The sequence below is a fragment of the Yinghuangia seranimata genome (assembly GCF_029953285.1).
In the GTDB taxonomy this organism is placed as follows: Bacteria; Actinomycetota; Actinomycetes; order Streptomycetales; family Streptomycetaceae; genus Yinghuangia; species Yinghuangia seranimata.
On sequence record NZ_JASAOI010000023.1, the window covers coordinates 122607 to 140221 of the forward strand.

The window sequence follows — 17615 nt, forward strand, 5'->3', positions numbered from 1 at the left end:
GCCACGCCGCCGCCCCCGAACCCGCGGAAGGACAACGCATGACCTCGCAGGCCACCTCGGCAGCCGGCACCGACGGGGCGGGCTCCGACCTCGCCCGCCGCGTCGCCGGACTCATGCCGCGCGCCAAGCAGGACCTCGCCACCCTGGTCGGCTTCAGGTCCGTCGCCGACCCGCGCCAGTTCCCGCCCGAGGAGTGCGAGAAAGCCGCCCGCTTCGTCGCCGACGCCTTCCGCGAACTCGGCTTCGCCGACGCCCGGCCCGAGAAGACCCCCGACGACAGCTACGCCGTCGTCGGCCACCGGCCCGGCCCGCCCGGCGCGCCGACCGTCCTCCTGTACTGCCACTACGACGTCCAGCCGCCGCTCGACGACGCCGCCTGGACCACCCCGCCGTTCGAACTCACCGAACGCGACGGACGCTGGTACGGGCGCGGCGCCGCCGACTGCAAGGGCAACATCGCCATGCACCTCACCGCGCTGCGGGCCCTCGGCGACGACATCCCCGTCTCGCTGCGCCTGGTCGCGGAGGGCTCGGAGGAGCAGGGCACAGGCGGGCTCGACGAGTTCGTCCCGCGGCACCCCGAACTGCTGCGGGCCGACGCGATCCTGGTCTGCGACACGGGCAACGCGGCCGTGGGCGTACCGACGTTGACCACGACGCTGCGCGGCGTCGCCAACGTGGTCGTGGAAGTCCGGGCGCTCAAGAGCGAGGTCCACTCCGGCATGTTCGGCGGCCCGGCGCCCGACGCCCTCGCCGCGCTGATCACCATGCTCGCTTCGCTCCGCGACGAGAACGGGGCCACCGCGATCGACGGACTCGCCCACGACCAGGTGTGGGACGGCGAGGCCTACGACGCCGACCAGTTCCGGGCGGACGCCGGCGTGCTCGACGGCGTCTCGCTCGTCGGCGGGGGAGCGGTCGCCGACCTGGTGTGGGCCCGGCCCGCGGTGACCGTGCTCGGCATCGACTGCCCGCCGGTCGTCGGGTCCACGGCCGCCGTGCCCGCGGTCGCCCGGGCCCGCGTGAGCCTGCGCGTGCCACCGGGCACGGACCCGGAACAGGCGCTGGCGAAACTGACCGACCACCTGAAGGCCCACGCGCCGTGGGGCGTACGGCTGGAGTTCACGCCGGAGCAGAGCGGCTCGCCGTTCAAGGCCGAGATGGGCGGGCCGGCGTACCAGGCGCTCTCCGAGGCGCTCTCCGAGGCGTACGGCCGGCCGATGACCACCGTGGGGCAGGGCGGGTCCATCCCGCTGTGCACGATCCTGCGGGACACCTTCCCGGACGCGGAGATCGCCCTCATGGGCGTCGAGGAGCCCAAGTGCCTCATCCACGCGCCCAACGAGAGCGTGGACCCGGCCGAGATCGAGCACATGGCGCTGGCCGAGGCCCTGTTCCTGCGGAAGTACGCGGCCGCGAAGAGCTGATGAACAGGCCGGTCGGGGTCGGCCCGCGACCCGCCGCCCACAGGGGCGGCGAGCGCGGGCTTCGGCGTGGGCTTCGGTGCGGGCTTCGGCGTGATCTCCACGGGTATCGGCACAGGTGGAGGTGTGGGCGATGAGCGGGCCGCCGCCGGAGGACCGGGTGCCGGGCGAGGACGTGCCGGTCGACGGCGCGGCCGGCGCGGCCGGCGCGGCCGACGCCGCCCTCGACGCGCTCGGCGACGAGGACGCCTGGCTGCCGCCCGCGCTGCTCAAGGCCGTGTGGGCCGACCCCGCGCACCTGCCGGAGATCATGGCGCTGTTCGCGGTACGGCACCTCGGAACCGGCGCCGAGCGCGTGGCGCGGAAGCTGCGGGAAGAGCAGCCGGACGCGCACCCCGCCACCTTCGACCGGCACGTCGTCGTCCGTGGGACCCGCACCAGCGTCGCCGAAGGGACGTGCATCGGCGGCCCGTTCGTCGTCATCATCCCCGTCGCGTTCTGCGCCGCGCTGCTCGCCCAGGCCGGCATGGTGCTGCAACTCGCGGCGCTGCACGGACGCGACCCGCGCGCCGAGACGCGGGCCGCCGACCTCCTCGTGCTGCAAGGCGCCTACCCGGACCAGCAGCAGGCCGCCCGGGCCATCGCCGCCGTACGCGACGGCGAGCCCGGCGGCTCCCACCGCGTCCCACGCGGCCAACGGCTCGCCACCCTCGCGCGGATGGCCGCCATCCTCGGCATCACCCAACCCGACGAAGGCCACCGCGTCGGGCGGGTGCGCCAGGTGCTCACCTGGGTCGGGATCACGCTGTTCGTCGTCGTCGGCCTCTTCCTGCCGTTCATCTGGCTCCCCGCGATGGCCTGGTCCTACCAGCGCGCCACGCCGCGCCTCGGGCGCCGCGCCGTCAGGTTCTACGCGGCGACGAGCTCGGCGGCCGAGGCCACCGGGCAGCGCATCGCCGCAGGACGCGCCCCCCGCCGCGAGGGGGAGGCGGTCGAACCGCTGGGCCTGCTGGGCGTCCTGCGAACACTGGCGGCGGTCGTACTTCCGCTGGGCGCGCTGGCGTTCGTGCTCTTGGCGGACGTCCGGTTCGGGGAGAGCAACCTCGCCGCGGCGGGCCTGTGGCTGGTGGTCGGGGCCCAAGTGGGGGCGCTGCTGTGGTTCCTGGCGTGGTGGTGGCGGAGGCGGCGGCGCCGGAAGCGGGGGGCCTAGGCTGAACCCATGCCGCTCAGCAACGCCGTTCGTGCCCGCGCGGCCGAACTCCTGTGCCTTCCCCTGCTCTCCGGGGCGATGCTCGTCGTCGCCGGCTGTTCCGACTCCGGATCCGGCGGGAACACCCGGAACGGGGCCGCGACTTCGGCCGCTCCGGGCCCGGCAGGCACGTCGTCGGCCGGCGGCGCGTCCGCCACTCCGTCCCGCGCGGACTACTGGGCCGGCAAGGCCGACGTCGCGCTCTTCCTCTGCAACAAGTTTGATCCCACGCGCGACGGCTGCGCCAACGGCCCGGTCACCGACGCCGAGCGGGAGGCGGTGCGCCAGGACCTCCAGCGCATGCCCGAGGTCGAAAAGGTCTACTACGAGAACCAGGCCGAGGCGTTCGAGCACTTCAAGGCGGCCGAGAAGGACAGCGCGCTGGCCGCCGCGGTCACCGTGGACCAGATGCCGGAGTCCTTCCGCGTGAAACTCCGCGACCCGCGCTCCGCCGACGTCGTGACCACGGCGTTCCGCGGACGCGCCGGGGTCCAGTCCGTCATCGTGCGCCGCTGAACCACCGCCCGGACTCCGGCGCGCACCCTCGTGGCGGGCCTAACTGCGGAGGTACGACGCCCCGTTCAGGTCCAGGATCGTGCCCGACGACCATTCCGCCTGCGGGGACGCCAGCCACAGCACCGCCGCCGCGACCTCGTCCGGCTCGGCCACGCGGCCGAAGGGGCTCTGGGCGCGGATGGCCTCGCCCGTAGCGCCCGCCAGGCGGTCCGCGACGCGGTCGGTGGCGATGAAGCCCGGTGCCACCGAGGCCACGGCGATCCCGTACCGCGCGACCGACAGCGCGAGGGACTGGCCGAACGCGTGCACGGCGGCCTTGGTCGCGCCGTACGCGGGATGGTCCGGTTCGCCGCGGAACGCCCCGCGCGAACCGACGTTGACGATGCGCCCGCCTCCGCCCTGCGTGATCATCCGGGCCACGGCCTGGTGCGTGACGTTGGCCGTGCCGAGCAGGTTGACGTCGGTGTGGCGCCGCCACGCGGCCGCCCACTCGTCGTACGACGTGGTCGTGGGGGGATGGGGCGTGTTCACGGCCGCGTTGTTGACCAGCACGTCGATGCCGCCGAGTCCGTCCGCGGCCTCGGCAACCAGCCGTTCGACCGCCACCGGGTCCGCGACGTCGCCGCCCACGACGACGTGGCCATCGCCGGGCAGTTCCGCCGCCGTTCGCTCGGCCTCGTCCCGCCGCGTCCCGTAGTGCACCGCGACCCGGTCGCCGTTCGCGGCGAACGCGAGCGCGACCGCACGCCCCAGCCCCCGCGCCGCCCCGGTCACCAACACCCGCCGCCCCACCGCGGGGAAACGCGAAACTGCGGACGACATGGAACTCCTCGGCGGTGCGGGCGGATCTCTCGCGGCCGATTCTCACATCCGCCGCCGTCGCCCGGTGCGGTGGACCCGCGGCGGGGCCGACCGTGCGACCGTGGAGGCATGGGCAGCAGCACCGTCACCCTGTTGCTGTGCGGTGACGTCATGCTCGGGCGCGGCGTCGACCAGGTCCTGCCGCACCCGGGGGATCCTGTGCTGCGTGAGCCGTACATCGGAGACGCGCGCGAGTACGTGCGGCGTGCCGAGGCCGCCAACGGGCCCATCCCGTACCCCGTCGGGTTCGACTGGCCGTGGGGCGACGCCCTCGCGCTGCTCGACGACGCGCGGCCCGACGTCCGCATGCTGAACCTGGAGACGAGCGTCACCACCGCGGGCGACTTCGACCCGGGCAAGAGCATCCACTACCGGATGCACCCCGCGAACCTGCCGAGCCTCGGTGTCGTCCGCCCCGACGTGTGCGTGCTCGCCAACAACCACGTGCTCGACTTCGGGCGAAGGGGGCTGCTGGAGACCCTCGACACGCTGCAGGGGGCCGGACTGCGCACGGTCGGTGCCGGACGGGACGCCGATGAGGCCGTACGCCCTGCCGTCGTCCCGGTCGAGGCGGCCGGCACGCGCGTGGTTGCGCTCGCCTATGGGACGCCCTCCAGCGGCGTGCCCGACGGCTGGGCTGCGGGCGTACACACCCCCGGTGTGGACTTCATGGCCGACACCACGGGAGACGCCGCACAGCGCGTGCTGGAGCGCGTGGCGCGGGTCAGGACGCCGGGCGACGTCGTGGTCGTCTCGCTGCACTGGGGGTCCAACTGGGGCCACGACATCGAGCGCGCGCAGACGTCTTTCGCGCGCCGCCTGGTCGACGGCGGCGTCGACGTCGTCTACGGGCACTCCTCGCACCACCCGCGCGCGTTGCACGTCCACGGCGACAAGCTGATCCTGTACGGCTGCGGCGACTGCGTCGACGACTACGAAGGCATCGCCGGATACGAGTACTACCGCGACGAGCTGCGCGTGCTCTACCTCGCGACCGTGCGGCCCGGCGGCGGCCTCGCCGAGCTGCGCATGGTGCCGATGCGGGCCCGGCGGATGCGGCTCGGGCACGCGGACCGCGACGACGCGGAATGGCTCGCGGCCACGCTGTCCAGGGTCAGCCGACGGTTCGGCTGCGCGGTCGCGGTGGACGCGGAGGGGGACCTGGCGCTCAAGGGCTGATGTGTGGGCTGCGGCGCTCAGCGGCTGATGGCTGGTGCTGCGGCGCTCAGGGACGGGGTCAGAAGCCGCCGCCTCCGTCGCCGCCGCCCCAGCCGCCGCCTCCGCCCATGTCGCCCCATCCGCCGAAGCCGCCGACGTCCCCGCCGCCCGTCGGGTCGCCGAACGACGACGCGTCGCCGTACGTGTAGGGCGCCGCGGCGGCCGCGCCCAGCGACGTGCCGAGCAGCAGCCCGGGCAGCATCATCGCGCCGTACCAGCCCATCGCCCACGGGGCGTACGCCGGACCCGCGTCCCAGTACGGGCGGCGGCCGTCGGGGGTGTCGACCTGGCGGGCGTCCGGCGCCACCCCGTCGGCCAGGCGCGCCGCGTCCGCCGCGCACACCGGGACCGTCCGGGGGGCACCGTCGGCCGGCGACCATTCGACGTCGCGCACCGAGGGGCCGTGCCGCGGGTCGAAGAAGCACGGGGGCCGGCGCTCGGGCAGCGGCGCCCCGGCGCGGCGGGCCTCCAGCGTGGCCAGGGCGAACCGGCCCGCGTCGAGCGCCTCGGCGACCGCCCGGATGTCGCCGGGGGAACGGGCCCGCTTCATCGCGGACTTGGCCGCGTCGTACGCGTCGAGCGCGGTGGTCCAGTCCGCCCGCATCGCGTCGTCCGCGTATGCCGCCCCGGGGTCGAACGCCGCCTGGGACAGTGCCTCGCCGTACGCCGTGATGTCCTCGTCCACCGTGGGCCTGACCTGCTCCAACTCCGCGCGCTCCTCCGCCGCGCGACGGCGACGGCCGCGGCGGCGGTACAGGAACAGGCCGCCGAAGACCGCCGCGGCCAGCGCGGTGACCACGACGGCACCCGACCACGAACTCCCGCGGTCGCGCTGCGCCGACGACGACGAACCACCGGTGCCGGCGTGCTGCACCGCGCCGTCGACGAACTGCGTGAACAGGCCCGGCCCGTCGCCCTGGTGCGCGGCGAGGCTGTCGCTCTTGAGCGTCGCCAGCTCGGCCGGCGGGATCACGGACGCGTCCGCCGCTGCGTCGAAGGTCCGGCCCACCGCGACCGCGTACACACCCGGACGGCCCACCTGCTCGCGCAACGCCGTCAGGACGGCCGCCCGCGAGCCCGCGCTCGCCAGCGGCGAGTCGGCGGGGACGGCGACCACGAAGACGGGCTTGCCCGAATCGCGGATCGTCGTACGCAGGGCGTCTGCGGTGGCCGGAGGCAGGACGTCGGACGCGGCCGGCTCGGTGTACACCGGGTCGGTGCGCAGGTGCGCCGCGATGTCGCTGATGCCCGCGGCGCCGGCGGAGCCGCCGGTCAGGGGCAGCAGCACGAGAGCCAGCAGGAGCACCAGCAGCGCGCGCAGGCTTGCCCGAGGAACGGCGTACGCCCTCACAGCCCCCAGGCTACGCCGCATCGGCGATGCCAACCGGGCCGTCGGGGGCCCGCGCGGCCGTCACCCGGTGAGCGTGTCGCCGTGGCGGTGGGCCACCCGCCACTCGCCGTCCTCGCGGCGGTACACCTGCGTCACCCGCAAGGTGTACGTCCGCGGCTCGCCGTTCACCGACACCGAGGTGTGCTCCAGCCCGACGGTGTACGCCATGGCGCCGACGACGTCGTACGCCAGCAGCTCGAAGGCGTACGACGTGCAGTCGGAGAAGCCGTCCGCCAGGAAGCCGATCAGCGCGTCGACCTCCCCGCGGCCTTGCGCGTTGCGCCACGCGCCCAGCACGCTCACCGGCTCGGTGCGGGACCACAGCGCCCGCCTCGGCGCCGGGTCCCCGTTGTGCAGCGCGAACTCCGCGTCGTACAACGCGGATCTGACCCACGCCAGGAAGTCGTCGCGGTCCGTCATGCACCCAGAATGCCGTGCCCGTTCGCGCGGGCGCAGGCGCCACGCGGACGGAGGCACCGCGCTGCGCCCGACCTGCGAGGCGCGCGCCGCGATGCAAGGCTGGGGACATGTACCCCGGCATCCGAGCCGGTGTCCGACGGCGTGACCTCCGGCGCCCCCGCACAGGGTCGGCAGCCGGATGAGTCCGACGCGGAGACTGGCCTCGCTACCCTGTGGCCGCCGAAGCAAGTGGGTGGTCCTGGCGGTCTGGCTGCTCCTGGTCCTGGTCGCCGGGCCGCTGGCCGGCAAGCTGAGCGGCGCCGAGGACAACCAGGCGTCCAGCTGGCTCCCCGGCAGCGCCGAGTCGACGAAGGTGCTCGCCGAGCAGCAGCACCTGTTCCAGCCCGTGCAGACCTTCGACGCGGTCGTCGTCTACGAGCGCCCCGGCGGCATTACCGACGCCGACCGGGCCAAGGCCGCCCAGGACGCCGCCGCGTTCGCGGCCGCACCGCACGTGACGACGCCCATCACCGGGCCGGTCCCCTCCACCGACGGCCAGGCGCTCCAGACCGTCGTCCCGATCGCCGTCGGCGCCACCGGCTGGAACAACCTGACCCCGGCCGTCGACAAGCTCCGCGCCGTCGCGTCCGAGGGCAGCGACGGCATGGTCACCCACGTCACCGGACCCGGCGGCGTGGGCGCCGACCAGGCCAAGGCGTTCGAGGGCATCGACAGCACACTGCTGACCGCGACCGTCGCCGTCGTGGTGATCCTGCTGCTCCTGACCTATCGCAGCCCCGTGCTGTGGATCTTCCCGCTGCTGTGCGCGGGGGTCTCGCTCGCCGTGTCGCAGGCCGTCATCTACCTGCTCGCCGACCACGCGGGGCTGACCGTCAACGCCCAGAGCGCGGGCATCCTGATCGTCCTCGTGCTCGGCGCCGGCACCGACTACGCGCTGCTGCTCACCGCCCGCTACCGCGAGGAACTGCGCCGTCACGAAGACCGGCACGAGGCCATGGGACTGGCGCTGCACCGCGCCGGGCCGGCGATCTTCGCGAGCTCCGCCACCGTCGTGGTGTCGATGCTCTGCCTGACCGTCGCCGAGATGAACTCGACACGCGGACTCGGGCCCGTGTGCGCGATCGGCGTCCTCGTCGCCCTGGCGGCCATGCTCACCCTGCTGCCCGCGCTGCTGGTCATCGTCGGACGGTGGGTGTTCTGGCCCGTACGCCCCGACTACGGGACCGCCGACCCGACGCGGACCGGCCGCTGGTCGCAGATCGGCACCGCGATCTCCAAGCGCCCGCGGCAGGTCTGGTTCGGCACCGGGGTGCTGCTCGGCGTGTGCAGCCTCGGGCTCATCGCGCTCAACGCCAACGGGCTGACCGTCGCCGGGACGTTCACCGGCAAGCCGGACTCCGTGGTCGGACAGCAGGTGCTCGCCCGGCACTTCCCGGCCGGCACCGGCGACCCGCTGTCCGTCATCAGCAACGAGGCCGGCGCGCCCGAAGTACGACGGGCCGTCGACGCCACCCCCGGCATCTCCGCCACCAGCACACCCGTCACCGCGGGAGGCCGCGCCTTCTTCCAGGCCACCGCGACCGACCGGCCCGACAGCGCCGCGGCCAAGGACACCGTCGACCGGGTCCGCACGGCGGTCCACGCCGTACCCGGCGCCGACGCCAAGGTCGGCGGCGGCACCGCCGTGGTCCTCGACGCGGGCCGCGCCGCGACCCACGACAACAAGGTGATCATTCCCCTGGTCCTCGGCGTGGTGCTGCTGATCCTCGCCGCGCTGCTCCGGGCCGTCGTGGCACCGCTCGTGCTCATCGCCACCGTGGTGCTGTCCTACGCGGCGGCGCTGGGCATCAGTGCGTTCGCGTTCACGCACTTCTTCCACTTCAGCGGGGAGGACCAGGCCTTCCCGCTCTTCGTGTTCGTCTTCCTCGTCGCACTCGGCATCGACTACAACATCTTCCTCATGACCCGCGTGCGCGAAGAGGCCGCCAAACACGGCACCCGCGAGGGCGCGGTCGCAGGCCTCGCCGCGACCGGCGGCGTCATCACCTCCGCCGGCCTCATCCTCGCCAGCACCTTCGCCGTCCTGGGAACCCTCCCCGCCGTCGGCTTCGCCGAAATCGGATTCGCCGTGGCTCTGGGCGTCCTCCTCGACACCCTCATCGTCCGCTCCGTCCTGGTCACAGCCCTCACCATCGACCTGTCCCACCACATGTGGTGGCCGAGCGCCCTCTCCCGAGCCACCCCCTCGGACGCGACCGACCCGGCCCGAGTCCCGTAGGACGGGCTACCAGCCCGAGTGCTCAGCGGCGGTCGCGGGCCCACACGTAGGTGAACGGCGAGGTCTCGACGACCTCGCGCGGCCAGGTTCGCCGCACCGTTGCCAGACGACCCTCGTGCTCGGCGATCCAGCCCTCGGGCGCGCGGATGCCCACGGCGACGGTGAGGCGGTCCGGATCGTCGACCGCTACGGAGAGACCTCCCTGGTGGTCGACGTAGATGCTCATGCTGAGGCCGCGGTCGCTGCCGATGGAGAGGTGTCCGCCTGGGGTGAGGGTGGACAGATCCCGCTGCCAGGCGTCGAGTTCGTCGGGGTGGAGTTGTGTGCGGAGCCGGGCGTCCACGAAGTCTGCGGAGACCAGCACGTCCGCGCGCAGGACGTCGTGACGGGTCAGCACGCCGGGTTGGACGCGACCGGTGACGCGGACGACGCAGCCGTTGCCCTCCGCGTCCTCGAGGCGGACCAGGTCGACCGGGGCGGGTTCAGTCATTGGGGTTGCCTCCGAGGCGGGGTTGCTCGTCGGGGAGGGGGTCGGCCCAGATGTTCAGGGGGACGTAGCCTTCGGCGCGGCCGTCTGGGGTCAGGAGGCGGCCCATGCGTTTGGTGACTTCCAGGACCACGGAGCGGTCGAGGACGGTGATGCGGGGGAAGCGGCGCAGCCAGTCGGCTTCGAGGGCTGGGACGTCGCCCGCGGAGCGGAGCCAGACGGCGACGCACAGGTTCGCCTCGCCGGTGACCGCGACGCACATGCGGACATCGGCGTTCGCCGCCAACGCCCAGGCGGTCTCGTCGAGTTCGGGCGGCGGGACGCGCAGCCACAGGGTCGCGCACACCGGCCAGCCGGACAGCGAGTGGGCCACCTCGCAGCGCAGCCGCGCCTGGCCGGAGGCCACCAGGCGGGCCAGGCGGCGGGAGGCGGTGGCCGGGCTCAGGCCGGAGGCCTCGGCGAGTTCGCCGACGGGGAGCCGGCCGTCGCGGCCCAGCGCGAGGACCAGGGCCTGGTCGGCGTCCGAGACACGTACGGGCGCCGCGTCCGGGACACGTACGGGCGCCGCGTCCGGGACACGTATGGGCGCTGCGGCCGAGCCGTGTACGGGCGTCGCCGCCGAGCCCCGTGCGGACGCTGCATCCGAGACACGTACGGGCGCCGCCGGGCCGCGGCGCGGTCCCGGGCCGAGGAGGCTGCGCCGCTGCGCCGGGTCGAGCGAGCGCAGGCGCCAGGCGCTGCCCTCCTGGTAGAGGCGCGTGACCAGGCGCACCCGGGTGGCGCGCACGCCCGGCCGGGCGGAGAGCCGGTGCAGGACGTAGCGGGTCAGCGTCCCCGGGTCCGGCGCGGCGACGGTCAGCTCCAGGTCGCGCCCGCCCGTCATGTGATGGACCGTCAGCGCGTGTACGTCCCGCGCCGTCGCCCGCGCCACCTCGAGGCGGAGCGCCGGCTCCACGTCGACCTCGACCAGCGCCATGCACCCGACGTCGAACGACCCCCGCCCCGGCGCCGGGTAACACGTCACCCACGCGCTGCCCGACGCCTCGAGGCGCCGCCAGCGGCGGGCCAGCGTCACCGGGTCCGCGCCCAGCACCGGCCCCAGCTCCGTCCACGGCGCCCGCGGCGACACCTGGAGCGCGTGGATCAGCGCCAGATCGAGCTCGTCGAGCGCCCCGGCACCTCCCGCGCCTCCCGCGGAACCGGATCGATCCTGCGCCACGATGGCCTCCCTTGCGGTTTTCCGGCGAACCGACATGTCATCAGGCCGCCTCCCGAGACCCTGGCACGGGTCCCCGCCGCCAACCGGACCGGGTGGGGCCACGCCACGAGAGGAGCGCCGCGATGACCGTCCTGGAGGACGCCCGCGCACTGCACGACGACCTGGTGCGGATGCGCCACGACCTGCATGCCCGCCCCGAGCTCGGCCTCGAACTGCCGTACACGCAAGAGCGCGTGCTCGCCGGGCTGGACGGCCTGCCGCTCGAGGTCACGACCGGCCAGGCGCTCAGCTCGGTCACCGCCGTCCTGCGCGGCGCCCGCCCCGGCCCGACCGTGCTGCTGCGCGGCGACATGGACGCCCTCCCCGTCACCGAGCGCTCCGGCGTCGGCTACGCCTCCACCGTCCCGGGCCGCATGCACGCCTGCGGACACGACCTGCACACCACGATGCTGGCCGGCGCCGCGCACCTGCTGTCCGCGCGCCGCGACACGCTCGCCGGCGACGTCGTGTTCATGTTCCAGCCCGGCGAGGAGGGCCCCGGCGGCGCCGGCCTCATGATCGAGGAGGGCGTGCTCGACGCCTCCGGGCAGCGGGCGAGCGCCGCCTACGCCCTGCACGTCGCGTCCGCGATGCTCCCGCAGGGCGTGTTCTCCGGCCGCCCCGGGACCGCGCTCGCCGCCGCCGACTCGGTCACCGTGACCGTCCGCGGCCAGGGCGGCCACGGCTCCATGCCGTACCTCGCCAAGGACCCCGTGCCGGTCGCGTGCGAGATGGTCCTCGCGCTGCAGGCCATGGTCACCCGGCGGTTCGACATCTTCGACCCGGTGGTCGTGACCGTCGGCAGCTTCCACGCCGGGACGGTCGACAACGTCATACCGGGCGAGGCGGTCTTCCACGCCACGCTCAGGTCGTTCTCGCGCGAGGCGCACGGCCGCATCAAGGACGAGGTCGTCGCCGTGGTCCGCGGTGTCGCCGCCGCGCACGGCCTCGAGGCGGAGTGCGACTTCGGCCGCATGAGCTACCCCGTGACGGTCAACGACGCCGACGAGGCCGCGCACGTCGCCGCGACCGTGCGCGAGGTCCTCGGCGAGGAGCGCTTCCGCGACGCGCCCAAGCCCGGCGCGGGCGCCGAGGACTTCTCGCTGGTTCTGGAGGACGTCCCGGGCGCGATGGTCATGCTCGGCGCCTGCCCCGCCGACCGCGACCTCGCCAAGGCCCCGGCCAACCACGCCCCGGAGGCCGCGTTCGCCGACGACGTGCTGTCCGACGGCGCGGCCATCTACGCCGAACTGGCCCTGCGGCGGCTGACCGCCGCTGAGGCGGAGCAGGTCGCGACGGAGTAGCACAGCGGCACGGCGGGCGGCTTCGCACCCATGGCGGGGCAACCGGGGTGCGAGGCCTCGCCGATGGCGTGTGCCCGGCGAGGCGGCCGCGGGAGCGACGGCGGCGTGGCCGCCGCCTACCGTGCGCTCGGGCACGGTCGACGTGACCGCGGTGGTCCCGGCGTGGGCTGTGCCGATGGCGCGGGGCGAGGAGACGCCGGCACCCGCGTCCCGCGACGGCGCGCCGTCTCGGCGAGCAGCATCTCGGGGTCAGGACCCGTTCCAGGCCTCGTGACCCGGCCGCCGCCTACCGTGCGCTCGGGCACGGTCGACGTGACCGCGGTGGTCCCGGCGTGGGCTGTGCCGATGGCGCGGGGCGAGGAGGCACCGGCACCCGCGTCCCGCGACGGCGCGCCGTCTCGGCGAGCGGCCCCTCGGGGCCAGGACCCGTTCCAGGCCTCGTGACCCGGCCGCCGCCGTGTGCCCTCGCCGCCGCACCCCGCCGCGTGCCCCCGTCGGAGGCCCCGCTTCGCGTCGGCGTGGCTTCGCCGCCGTGTCGCCGCGCGATCTGGGGCCGCGGCGCCTTGTGACCCGGCCGCCGCCGTGTGCCCTCGCCGCCGCACCCCGCCGCGTGCCCCCGTCGGAGGCCCCGCTTCGCGTCGGCGTGGCTTCGCCGCCGTGTCGCCGCGCGATCCGGGGCCGCACCGTCGGTCGCCGGTCGCCGGTCGCCGGTCGCCTGGGCCCGCGCCGTGCCGTCGTTCGCGTGCCTCCGTTCCCGCCGAAGGCGCCTCCGCACGTGGCCGATAGGTGATCTCGCGCGTGGGAACCACGACCCGTGCCGGGTAGTTTGGTAAGCAGAACCATCCGGTCCGTCCCACGGGGGCGAGTGACGTGCCGCGCGCGACGCGGGCGTCGGCGAGGAGGCGCGATGCCGACGAAGACGGAGGCGACGCCGGCGCGCCGCCGGCAGGCTCGAGGGGAGGCCCGCGCGGCGCATCTGCTCGAGGCGGCGTCGGAGGTCTTCGCGGACGTCGGGTACGCGGCCGCCACCACCAACGCCATCGCGGCCCGCGCCAAGGCCTCGCCCGGCACGCTCTACCAGTTCTTCCCCAACAAGGAGGCGATGGCCAGCGCGCTGGCCGAGCGCTACCTCGCCCAACTCGACGACGACTACGCGTTCGTCGCCGACGCCGACCTCGCGGCCCTGCCGCTGGACGCGCTGCTCGACCGCATCATCGACCCGATGATCCGGTTCAACGTCGCCAACCCCGCCTTCAAGGCCCTGTTCGCCGGCCCCGCCACCCCCGGCCACCTCGCCGAGTCCGCCGAACGCCTGCACACCGCCGTGCACGCCTGGGTCGACGCCGTCCTCACCGCGATCGCCCCCGCCCTGCCGCCGCGCGAGCGACAGCGCGCGGCGACGGTGACCGTGCACGTCGTCCGCGCGCTGCTGCCGGTGATCATCGCCGCCCGCGGGTCGGAGCGGACGGCGATGACCGCCGAGCTGAAGAAGGCGCTCCTGGGCTACCTGACCCCGCTCGACGCCCGGCCCGCGCCGGACGCCTAGCGGCCCTGTCGGCCGGGCGTCACGCCGGGTACGGCGTCAACGTCACCCGCCCCGTCGCCAGCTCCTTCCCGAACTGCGTGACCGCCACCTCCACCTGCACGCTCCCCGGCAGCACCCCCGGGTCCGGCTCGCCGACCACGCGCGCCGTGTAGTCCAGGTCCGTCTCGAACTCGCCGAAGTCCGCGAACCCCGTCTCGCACGCCGTCAGCGCCACCTCCGGCGCGGACAGCGCACCCGTCCGGCACGACTCCAGGATCGCCGCCTGCCGGAAGCCCTCGACGATGAACGGGCCCGGCACGTGGTCGTAGTCGTGGTCGAAGTACGACGGATGCCCACGGTCGATCACCAGCGGATACCGGCCGGCCTCCGGCTCGGCGACCACGATGTTGCGCACGTCCCGGCGCCCCACCAGACGCGGGTCCACGCCCGACCGCGGCACCGGCGGCGGCGCGTCCGCCAGCGGCTTGCGCGAACGCTGGAAACGGCGCAGCGCCAGGTAGTCGTCGCGCGACATGAACGCGACGTCCCCGTTGATCGTCATCGCGGTCACCCCGCCGACCTCGAGCTCGCCGACCAGGCCGAGGCTGCCGAGCTCGCCGTCGGCGAACTTCTTGTCCACCAGCCGGTAGCGCAGCAGCCCCTCCAGCGGCGACCGGGCGTTGTCGCGGAACGCCTCCAGGTCGGTCACCTGGAACCCGTACGTGCGCAGGCTGAACGGCAGCGACAGCGGGATGTCCACGAACCGGTGCAGCACGACGAACGAGCCCTGCCGGGCCGCCTCCGCCGTCGCGAACGGGTCGTGGAACGGCACCACCCGGTCGCCCCACAGCGCGTGCGCGCGCGGGATCTGCCACGCGAGCAGGAACTCGTCCTCGCCCACCTGCGCGGCGTCCGTCACGAACACCTCGCCGACCGCGCGGCGGTGCGCGATCGCGTTCGGCACGGTCTGGCTGAACGTCAGCTGCGGGGCGGTGTCGGTCGTGGTCATGCGCGGGCCTCCTCGGCGGGCGTCGTGTCAGTGAGAGCGGACGAAACGTCGGAGACGGCGGTACGGGCGCCGCGCACCGCGGCCGGGGCCGCCGACGCCGCGCGGGGCACCGGGCCCGACCCGTTGCGGTGCCGCCGCCCGGCGTCCGGCGGCACCTCCTCGAACACGGGCCGCCGCGTCTTGCGGCGCCGCGCCAGCTCGAGCGCCAGCACGTCCCGCACCTCGCGCGCCACCGCCGCACGCCCCTGCGCCGGGGGCTTCCACAGCAGCCGGGCGGCGGCCCCGACCACGCGTGGGGGCGACACGAGTTGCGCCGGGCCGATGCGGTGGCTGAACAACGCGAGGAACTCGTCGATCTTGCCGCGCTCGTACAGGCGCGCCATCACGTCCGGCACGACCGCGGGCAGCGGGCCCTCCTTGCCCAGGTCCGCGGCCAGCCAGTAGTACGGCGCGTACGAGCGGTCCCGCCACCCCCAGAACCGGCGTGTCGCCCGGTCCACCTCGCGGTCGGACACCCGCAGCGTGCGCACGATCTCCGGTGCCAGCCACGACGCCTGGTGGAACGCGTCGCCGATGCCGCGGCCCGCCGCCGGGTCCTTGAAATGACCCGAGTCGCCCAGCAGCACCCACCCCGGGCCCGCCGCCTCGCGGAAGTAGCCCGTGAAGTTCAGGATGCCGTGGATCTTCGAGGCCAGCGTCGCGTTCGCCAACGCCTTCGCCACCGGCGCACAGCTGTGCACGTGCTCCATCAGCATGCCCTCGAGGTCCGCGCGGAACAGGTCCCGCTCGTGCACCTCGGGGGACACACCCACGATGTACAGGCCGTCGTCCGCGGGACCCGCGAAGATGTGCCGGTCACCCCAACGGTGGAACACGAACCGCGGCGTCGGCGCCAGGTCCGCGCCCGCGAAGTACGCCCAGTAGTAGTGCCGCTCATTGGTCGTCAGGTTGTAGCGGCGGGCTCCCCGCAGCCGCGCCACCGTCGATTCCCGGCCATCGGCGCCGACCACCAGACGCGCCCGCAGCACCGACTCCTCGCCGTCGTGCACGACGCGCACACCCGCCACCCGGCCGTGCTCCACGAGCAGGTCGGTCACCTTCGTGGCCATCCGCACCGACGCCCCGGCGTCCACCGCCGCGTCCCGCAGGATCGGGTCCAGCACATGCCGGCGGATCGACGCCGCGCCGCCCGGATCACCCGGCCGCAACGGGAAGTCCTGGGCGAACGTGAAGTCGTCCATGCGCGTGTCCGTGCCCGTCATCAACGTGGCACCGGTCGCGTGGATTTCGTCCATCACCCCCAGGCGGTTCAGGAACGCGAGTGCGTCCGCCTGGATGCAGTGCGACGACAACGTCGGACGCGGGAACGTCGCCTGCTCCACCACCGCCACGTCCAACCCGCCGCGCGCCAACAGCGCCGCCAGCGGCGAACCGGCGCACCGCGCCCCGACGATCACCACGTCGAACGACTCGTCGCGCCCCGCGCGCGCGGCCTCCACGGCCCGCGCCCGCGCGGCCCGCTCGATCTGTACGGCCCGTTCGGCCTGCTCGGCCACGACGGAACCCCCTCCCGGACTCGATGGGCGGCCGGTCATGCGACCAGGGCCGCGCGGATCGTGCGCAGCACGTCCCGCTCGTAGTTGTGCAGCGCGAAATGGCCGCCGGTCAGCATGTGCGCGGTGAACCGGCCCGTCGTGAGGTCCGCCCAACCGCGCAGGCCCTCCCGGCGCACGGTCGGGTCACGGTCGCCGGCGAACGCCGTGATCGGGCAGTCCAGCGGCGGGCCGGGCACGAACCGGTACGACGCCGCGAGCCGCAGGTCGGCGCGCAGCACGGGCAGGAAGTAAGCCAGCAACTCCGGGTCGGCGCGCACCACGTCCGGGATACCGCCGTACAGCCGGTCGACCAGCTCGACGAGCTCGCCGTCGTCGTCCGGCACCGCCGGCGCGTGCCCCGAGGTCGGCGCGGACCGAGCCGCGACGACCAGGTGCACCGGAGGCACGCCGAGCGCGGTGAGCGCCCGCGCCACCTCGAACGCGACGACCGAACCGAGGCTCTGGCCGAACAGGGCCACGGGCCGGTCCACCTCCGCCGCGATCCGCTCGGCGAAGCCATTGACGAAGTCCGGCCAGGCGGGGACGGGCGCCGTACCCGCACGCACCCCCTGCCGGGGCAACGTGCCGTGCCACACCTCGACGTCGGGCGCCAGGCGCTCGGGCCACTGCCGGAACATCGACGCATTGCCCCCCGCGTGCGGGAACCCGACGAGCGCGACAGACGCCCGCAGTTGCGGAACCCGGCGGCCGACCTCGACCGCGAGCGCCGTAGTGGTGGAGATCTGGGACATCAGGAACCCTCGGCTCTGACGAGTAGTGGCGTTGGAGGAACGGCCTTCCGGCCGGGGGACGGACGGTTGTTGCGCCGACGGGACGGGTGGGGTGGGACGGGGGCGTGGGCCGTGGCGCGACGCGCCGTGGGACGGGAGGCATCGCGCTCGACGTGGCCTTCGACGCGACGCTCGGTGCGCGACGACGCCGTGCGATGGCCCTGAGTGTGCGGCGCCGTCCGGGACGTGGGCGCTGCGTCGGCGAGGCTGTCACCGGCGGGCCGGCCGCCTCGCTCGGCAGTCGTGGTCGGGGCTGTGGTCGGCTGTGGGGTGGCCTGAGCCGTTCGGCC

At 74.6% G+C, this 17615-nt stretch carries 15 protein-coding genes; 7 read left to right on the forward strand and 8 right to left on the reverse strand.

Annotation, left to right across the window (positions count from 1 at the left end):
• Window positions 1-38 precede the first annotated feature (38 nt).
• The 3 genes from QI554_RS15970 (at window position 39) to QI554_RS15980 (ending at window position 3189) form a co-directional block, all read left to right on the forward strand.
• Complete coding sequence (locus tag QI554_RS15970; protein WP_281470575.1) at window positions 39-1427, forward strand: dipeptidase; 1389 nt, start codon at window positions 39-41, stop codon at window positions 1425-1427.
• Between the two features lie 130 nt (window positions 1428-1557).
• Complete coding sequence (locus tag QI554_RS15975) at window positions 1558-2634, forward strand: hypothetical protein (RefSeq protein ID WP_281470577.1); 1077 nt, start codon at window positions 1558-1560, stop codon at window positions 2632-2634.
• A 9-nt stretch (window positions 2635-2643) separates the two neighbouring features.
• Entirely contained in the window at window positions 2644-3189 is a 546-nt protein-coding gene (locus tag QI554_RS15980) for a permease-like cell division protein FtsX (protein ID WP_281470578.1), read from the forward strand.
• A 39-nt stretch (window positions 3190-3228) separates the two neighbouring features.
• On the opposite strand, the gene QI554_RS15985 is transcribed toward QI554_RS15980, so the two are convergent.
• On the reverse strand, window positions 3229-4011 hold the full coding sequence (locus tag QI554_RS15985) for an SDR family NAD(P)-dependent oxidoreductase (RefSeq protein WP_281470580.1): 783 nt from the start codon (window positions 4009-4011) through the stop codon (window positions 3229-3231).
• 108 nt (window positions 4012-4119) lie between these two features.
• On the opposite strand from QI554_RS15985, the gene QI554_RS15990 reads away from it, so the two are divergent.
• Window positions 4120-5229: a CapA family protein gene (locus tag QI554_RS15990; protein ID WP_281470582.1), complete on the forward strand. Its 1110-nt coding sequence runs from the start codon at window positions 4120-4122 to the stop codon at window positions 5227-5229.
• A gap of 58 nt (window positions 5230-5287) precedes the next feature.
• Here the strand turns inward: QI554_RS15990 and QI554_RS15995 are convergent, their stop codons facing one another.
• Together QI554_RS15995 and QI554_RS16000 are read right to left on the reverse strand one after the other, a co-directional pair.
• The gene (locus QI554_RS15995; RefSeq protein ID WP_281470584.1) at window positions 5288-6619 is read right to left on the reverse strand and encodes a hypothetical protein; all 1332 of its coding nucleotides are present in this window, start codon (window positions 6617-6619) and stop codon (window positions 5288-5290) included.
• Window positions 6620-6679: 60 nt separating this feature from the next.
• The gene (locus QI554_RS16000; protein WP_281470586.1) at window positions 6680-7078 is read right to left on the reverse strand and encodes a nuclear transport factor 2 family protein; all 399 of its coding nucleotides are present in this window, start codon (window positions 7076-7078) and stop codon (window positions 6680-6682) included.
• A 178-nt stretch (window positions 7079-7256) separates the two neighbouring features.
• On the opposite strand from QI554_RS16000, the gene QI554_RS16005 reads away from it, so the two are divergent.
• Window positions 7257-9356, forward strand: coding sequence for an MMPL family transporter (locus tag QI554_RS16005; RefSeq protein WP_281470588.1), 2100 nt, complete (start codon window positions 7257-7259; stop codon window positions 9354-9356).
• 22 nt (window positions 9357-9378) lie between these two features.
• Here QI554_RS16005 and QI554_RS16010 read toward each other — a convergent pair whose 3' ends face one another.
• Window positions 9379-9846 carry a DUF5959 family protein gene (locus QI554_RS16010; RefSeq protein WP_281470589.1) on the reverse strand — a complete coding sequence of 156 codons (468 nt, stop codon included), beginning with the start codon at window positions 9844-9846 and terminating at the stop codon, window positions 9379-9381.
• A complete protein-coding gene (locus QI554_RS16015) occupies window positions 9839-11062 on the reverse strand; it encodes an Lrp/AsnC family transcriptional regulator (RefSeq protein ID WP_281470591.1) in 1224 nt (407 codons plus the stop codon). The genes QI554_RS16010 and QI554_RS16015 overlap by 8 nt, the downstream gene beginning before the upstream one ends.
• A 122-nt stretch (window positions 11063-11184) precedes the next feature.
• On the opposite strand from QI554_RS16015, the gene QI554_RS16020 reads away from it, so the two are divergent.
• Window positions 11185-12405, forward strand: coding sequence for a M20 metallopeptidase family protein (locus tag QI554_RS16020; RefSeq protein ID WP_281470593.1), 1221 nt, complete (start codon window positions 11185-11187; stop codon window positions 12403-12405).
• A gap of 907 nt (window positions 12406-13312) precedes the next feature.
• A complete protein-coding gene (locus QI554_RS16025; protein ID WP_281470594.1) occupies window positions 13313-13951 on the forward strand; it encodes a TetR/AcrR family transcriptional regulator in 639 nt (212 codons plus the stop codon).
• Between the two features lie 19 nt (window positions 13952-13970).
• On the opposite strand, the gene QI554_RS16030 is transcribed toward QI554_RS16025, so the two are convergent.
• From QI554_RS16030 to QI554_RS16040, 3 genes are read right to left on the reverse strand one after another with little or no spacing between them, the layout of a single operon-like run.
• Window positions 13971-14939, reverse strand: coding sequence for an AfsA-related hotdog domain-containing protein (locus tag QI554_RS16030; RefSeq protein WP_281470596.1), 969 nt, complete (start codon window positions 14937-14939; stop codon window positions 13971-13973).
• Window positions 14936-16495, reverse strand: coding sequence for an NAD(P)/FAD-dependent oxidoreductase (locus QI554_RS16035; RefSeq protein ID WP_281470598.1), 1560 nt, complete (start codon window positions 16493-16495; stop codon window positions 14936-14938). The genes QI554_RS16030 and QI554_RS16035 overlap by 4 nt, the downstream gene beginning before the upstream one ends.
• A 35-nt stretch (window positions 16496-16530) precedes the next feature.
• The gene (locus QI554_RS16040; protein WP_281470600.1) at window positions 16531-17286 is read right to left on the reverse strand and encodes a thioesterase II family protein; all 756 of its coding nucleotides are present in this window, start codon (window positions 17284-17286) and stop codon (window positions 16531-16533) included.
• Window positions 17287-17615 lie beyond the last annotated feature (329 nt).

Bases quoted from the DNA above. Each gene is read 5' to 3' on its own strand.
- QI554_RS15970 (WP_281470575.1), top strand. From the start codon at position 39: ATGACCTCGCAGGCCACCTCGGCAGCCGGCACCGACGGGGCGGGCTCC.
- QI554_RS15975 (WP_281470577.1), top strand. From the start codon at position 1,558: ATGAGCGGGCCGCCGCCGGAGGACCGGGTGCCGGGCGAGGACGTGCCG.
- QI554_RS15980 (WP_281470578.1), top strand. From the start codon at position 2,644: ATGCCGCTCAGCAACGCCGTTCGTGCCCGCGCGGCCGAACTCCTGTGC.
- QI554_RS15985 (WP_281470580.1), bottom strand. From the start codon at position 4,011: ATGTCGTCCGCAGTTTCGCGTTTCCCCGCGGTGGGGCGGCGGGTGTTG.
- QI554_RS15990 (WP_281470582.1), top strand. From the start codon at position 4,120: ATGGGCAGCAGCACCGTCACCCTGTTGCTGTGCGGTGACGTCATGCTC.
- QI554_RS16000 (WP_281470586.1), bottom strand. From the start codon at position 7,078: ATGACGGACCGCGACGACTTCCTGGCGTGGGTCAGATCCGCGTTGTAC.
- QI554_RS16005 (WP_281470588.1), top strand. From the start codon at position 7,257: ATGAGTCCGACGCGGAGACTGGCCTCGCTACCCTGTGGCCGCCGAAGC.
- QI554_RS16010 (WP_281470589.1), bottom strand. From the start codon at position 9,846: ATGACTGAACCCGCCCCGGTCGACCTGGTCCGCCTCGAGGACGCGGAG.
- QI554_RS16020 (WP_281470593.1), top strand. From the start codon at position 11,185: ATGACCGTCCTGGAGGACGCCCGCGCACTGCACGACGACCTGGTGCGG.
- QI554_RS16025 (WP_281470594.1), top strand. From the start codon at position 13,313: ATGCCGACGAAGACGGAGGCGACGCCGGCGCGCCGCCGGCAGGCTCGA.
- QI554_RS16030 (WP_281470596.1), bottom strand. From the start codon at position 14,939: ATGACCACGACCGACACCGCCCCGCAGCTGACGTTCAGCCAGACCGTG.
- QI554_RS16040 (WP_281470600.1), bottom strand. From the start codon at position 17,286: ATGTCCCAGATCTCCACCACTACGGCGCTCGCGGTCGAGGTCGGCCGC.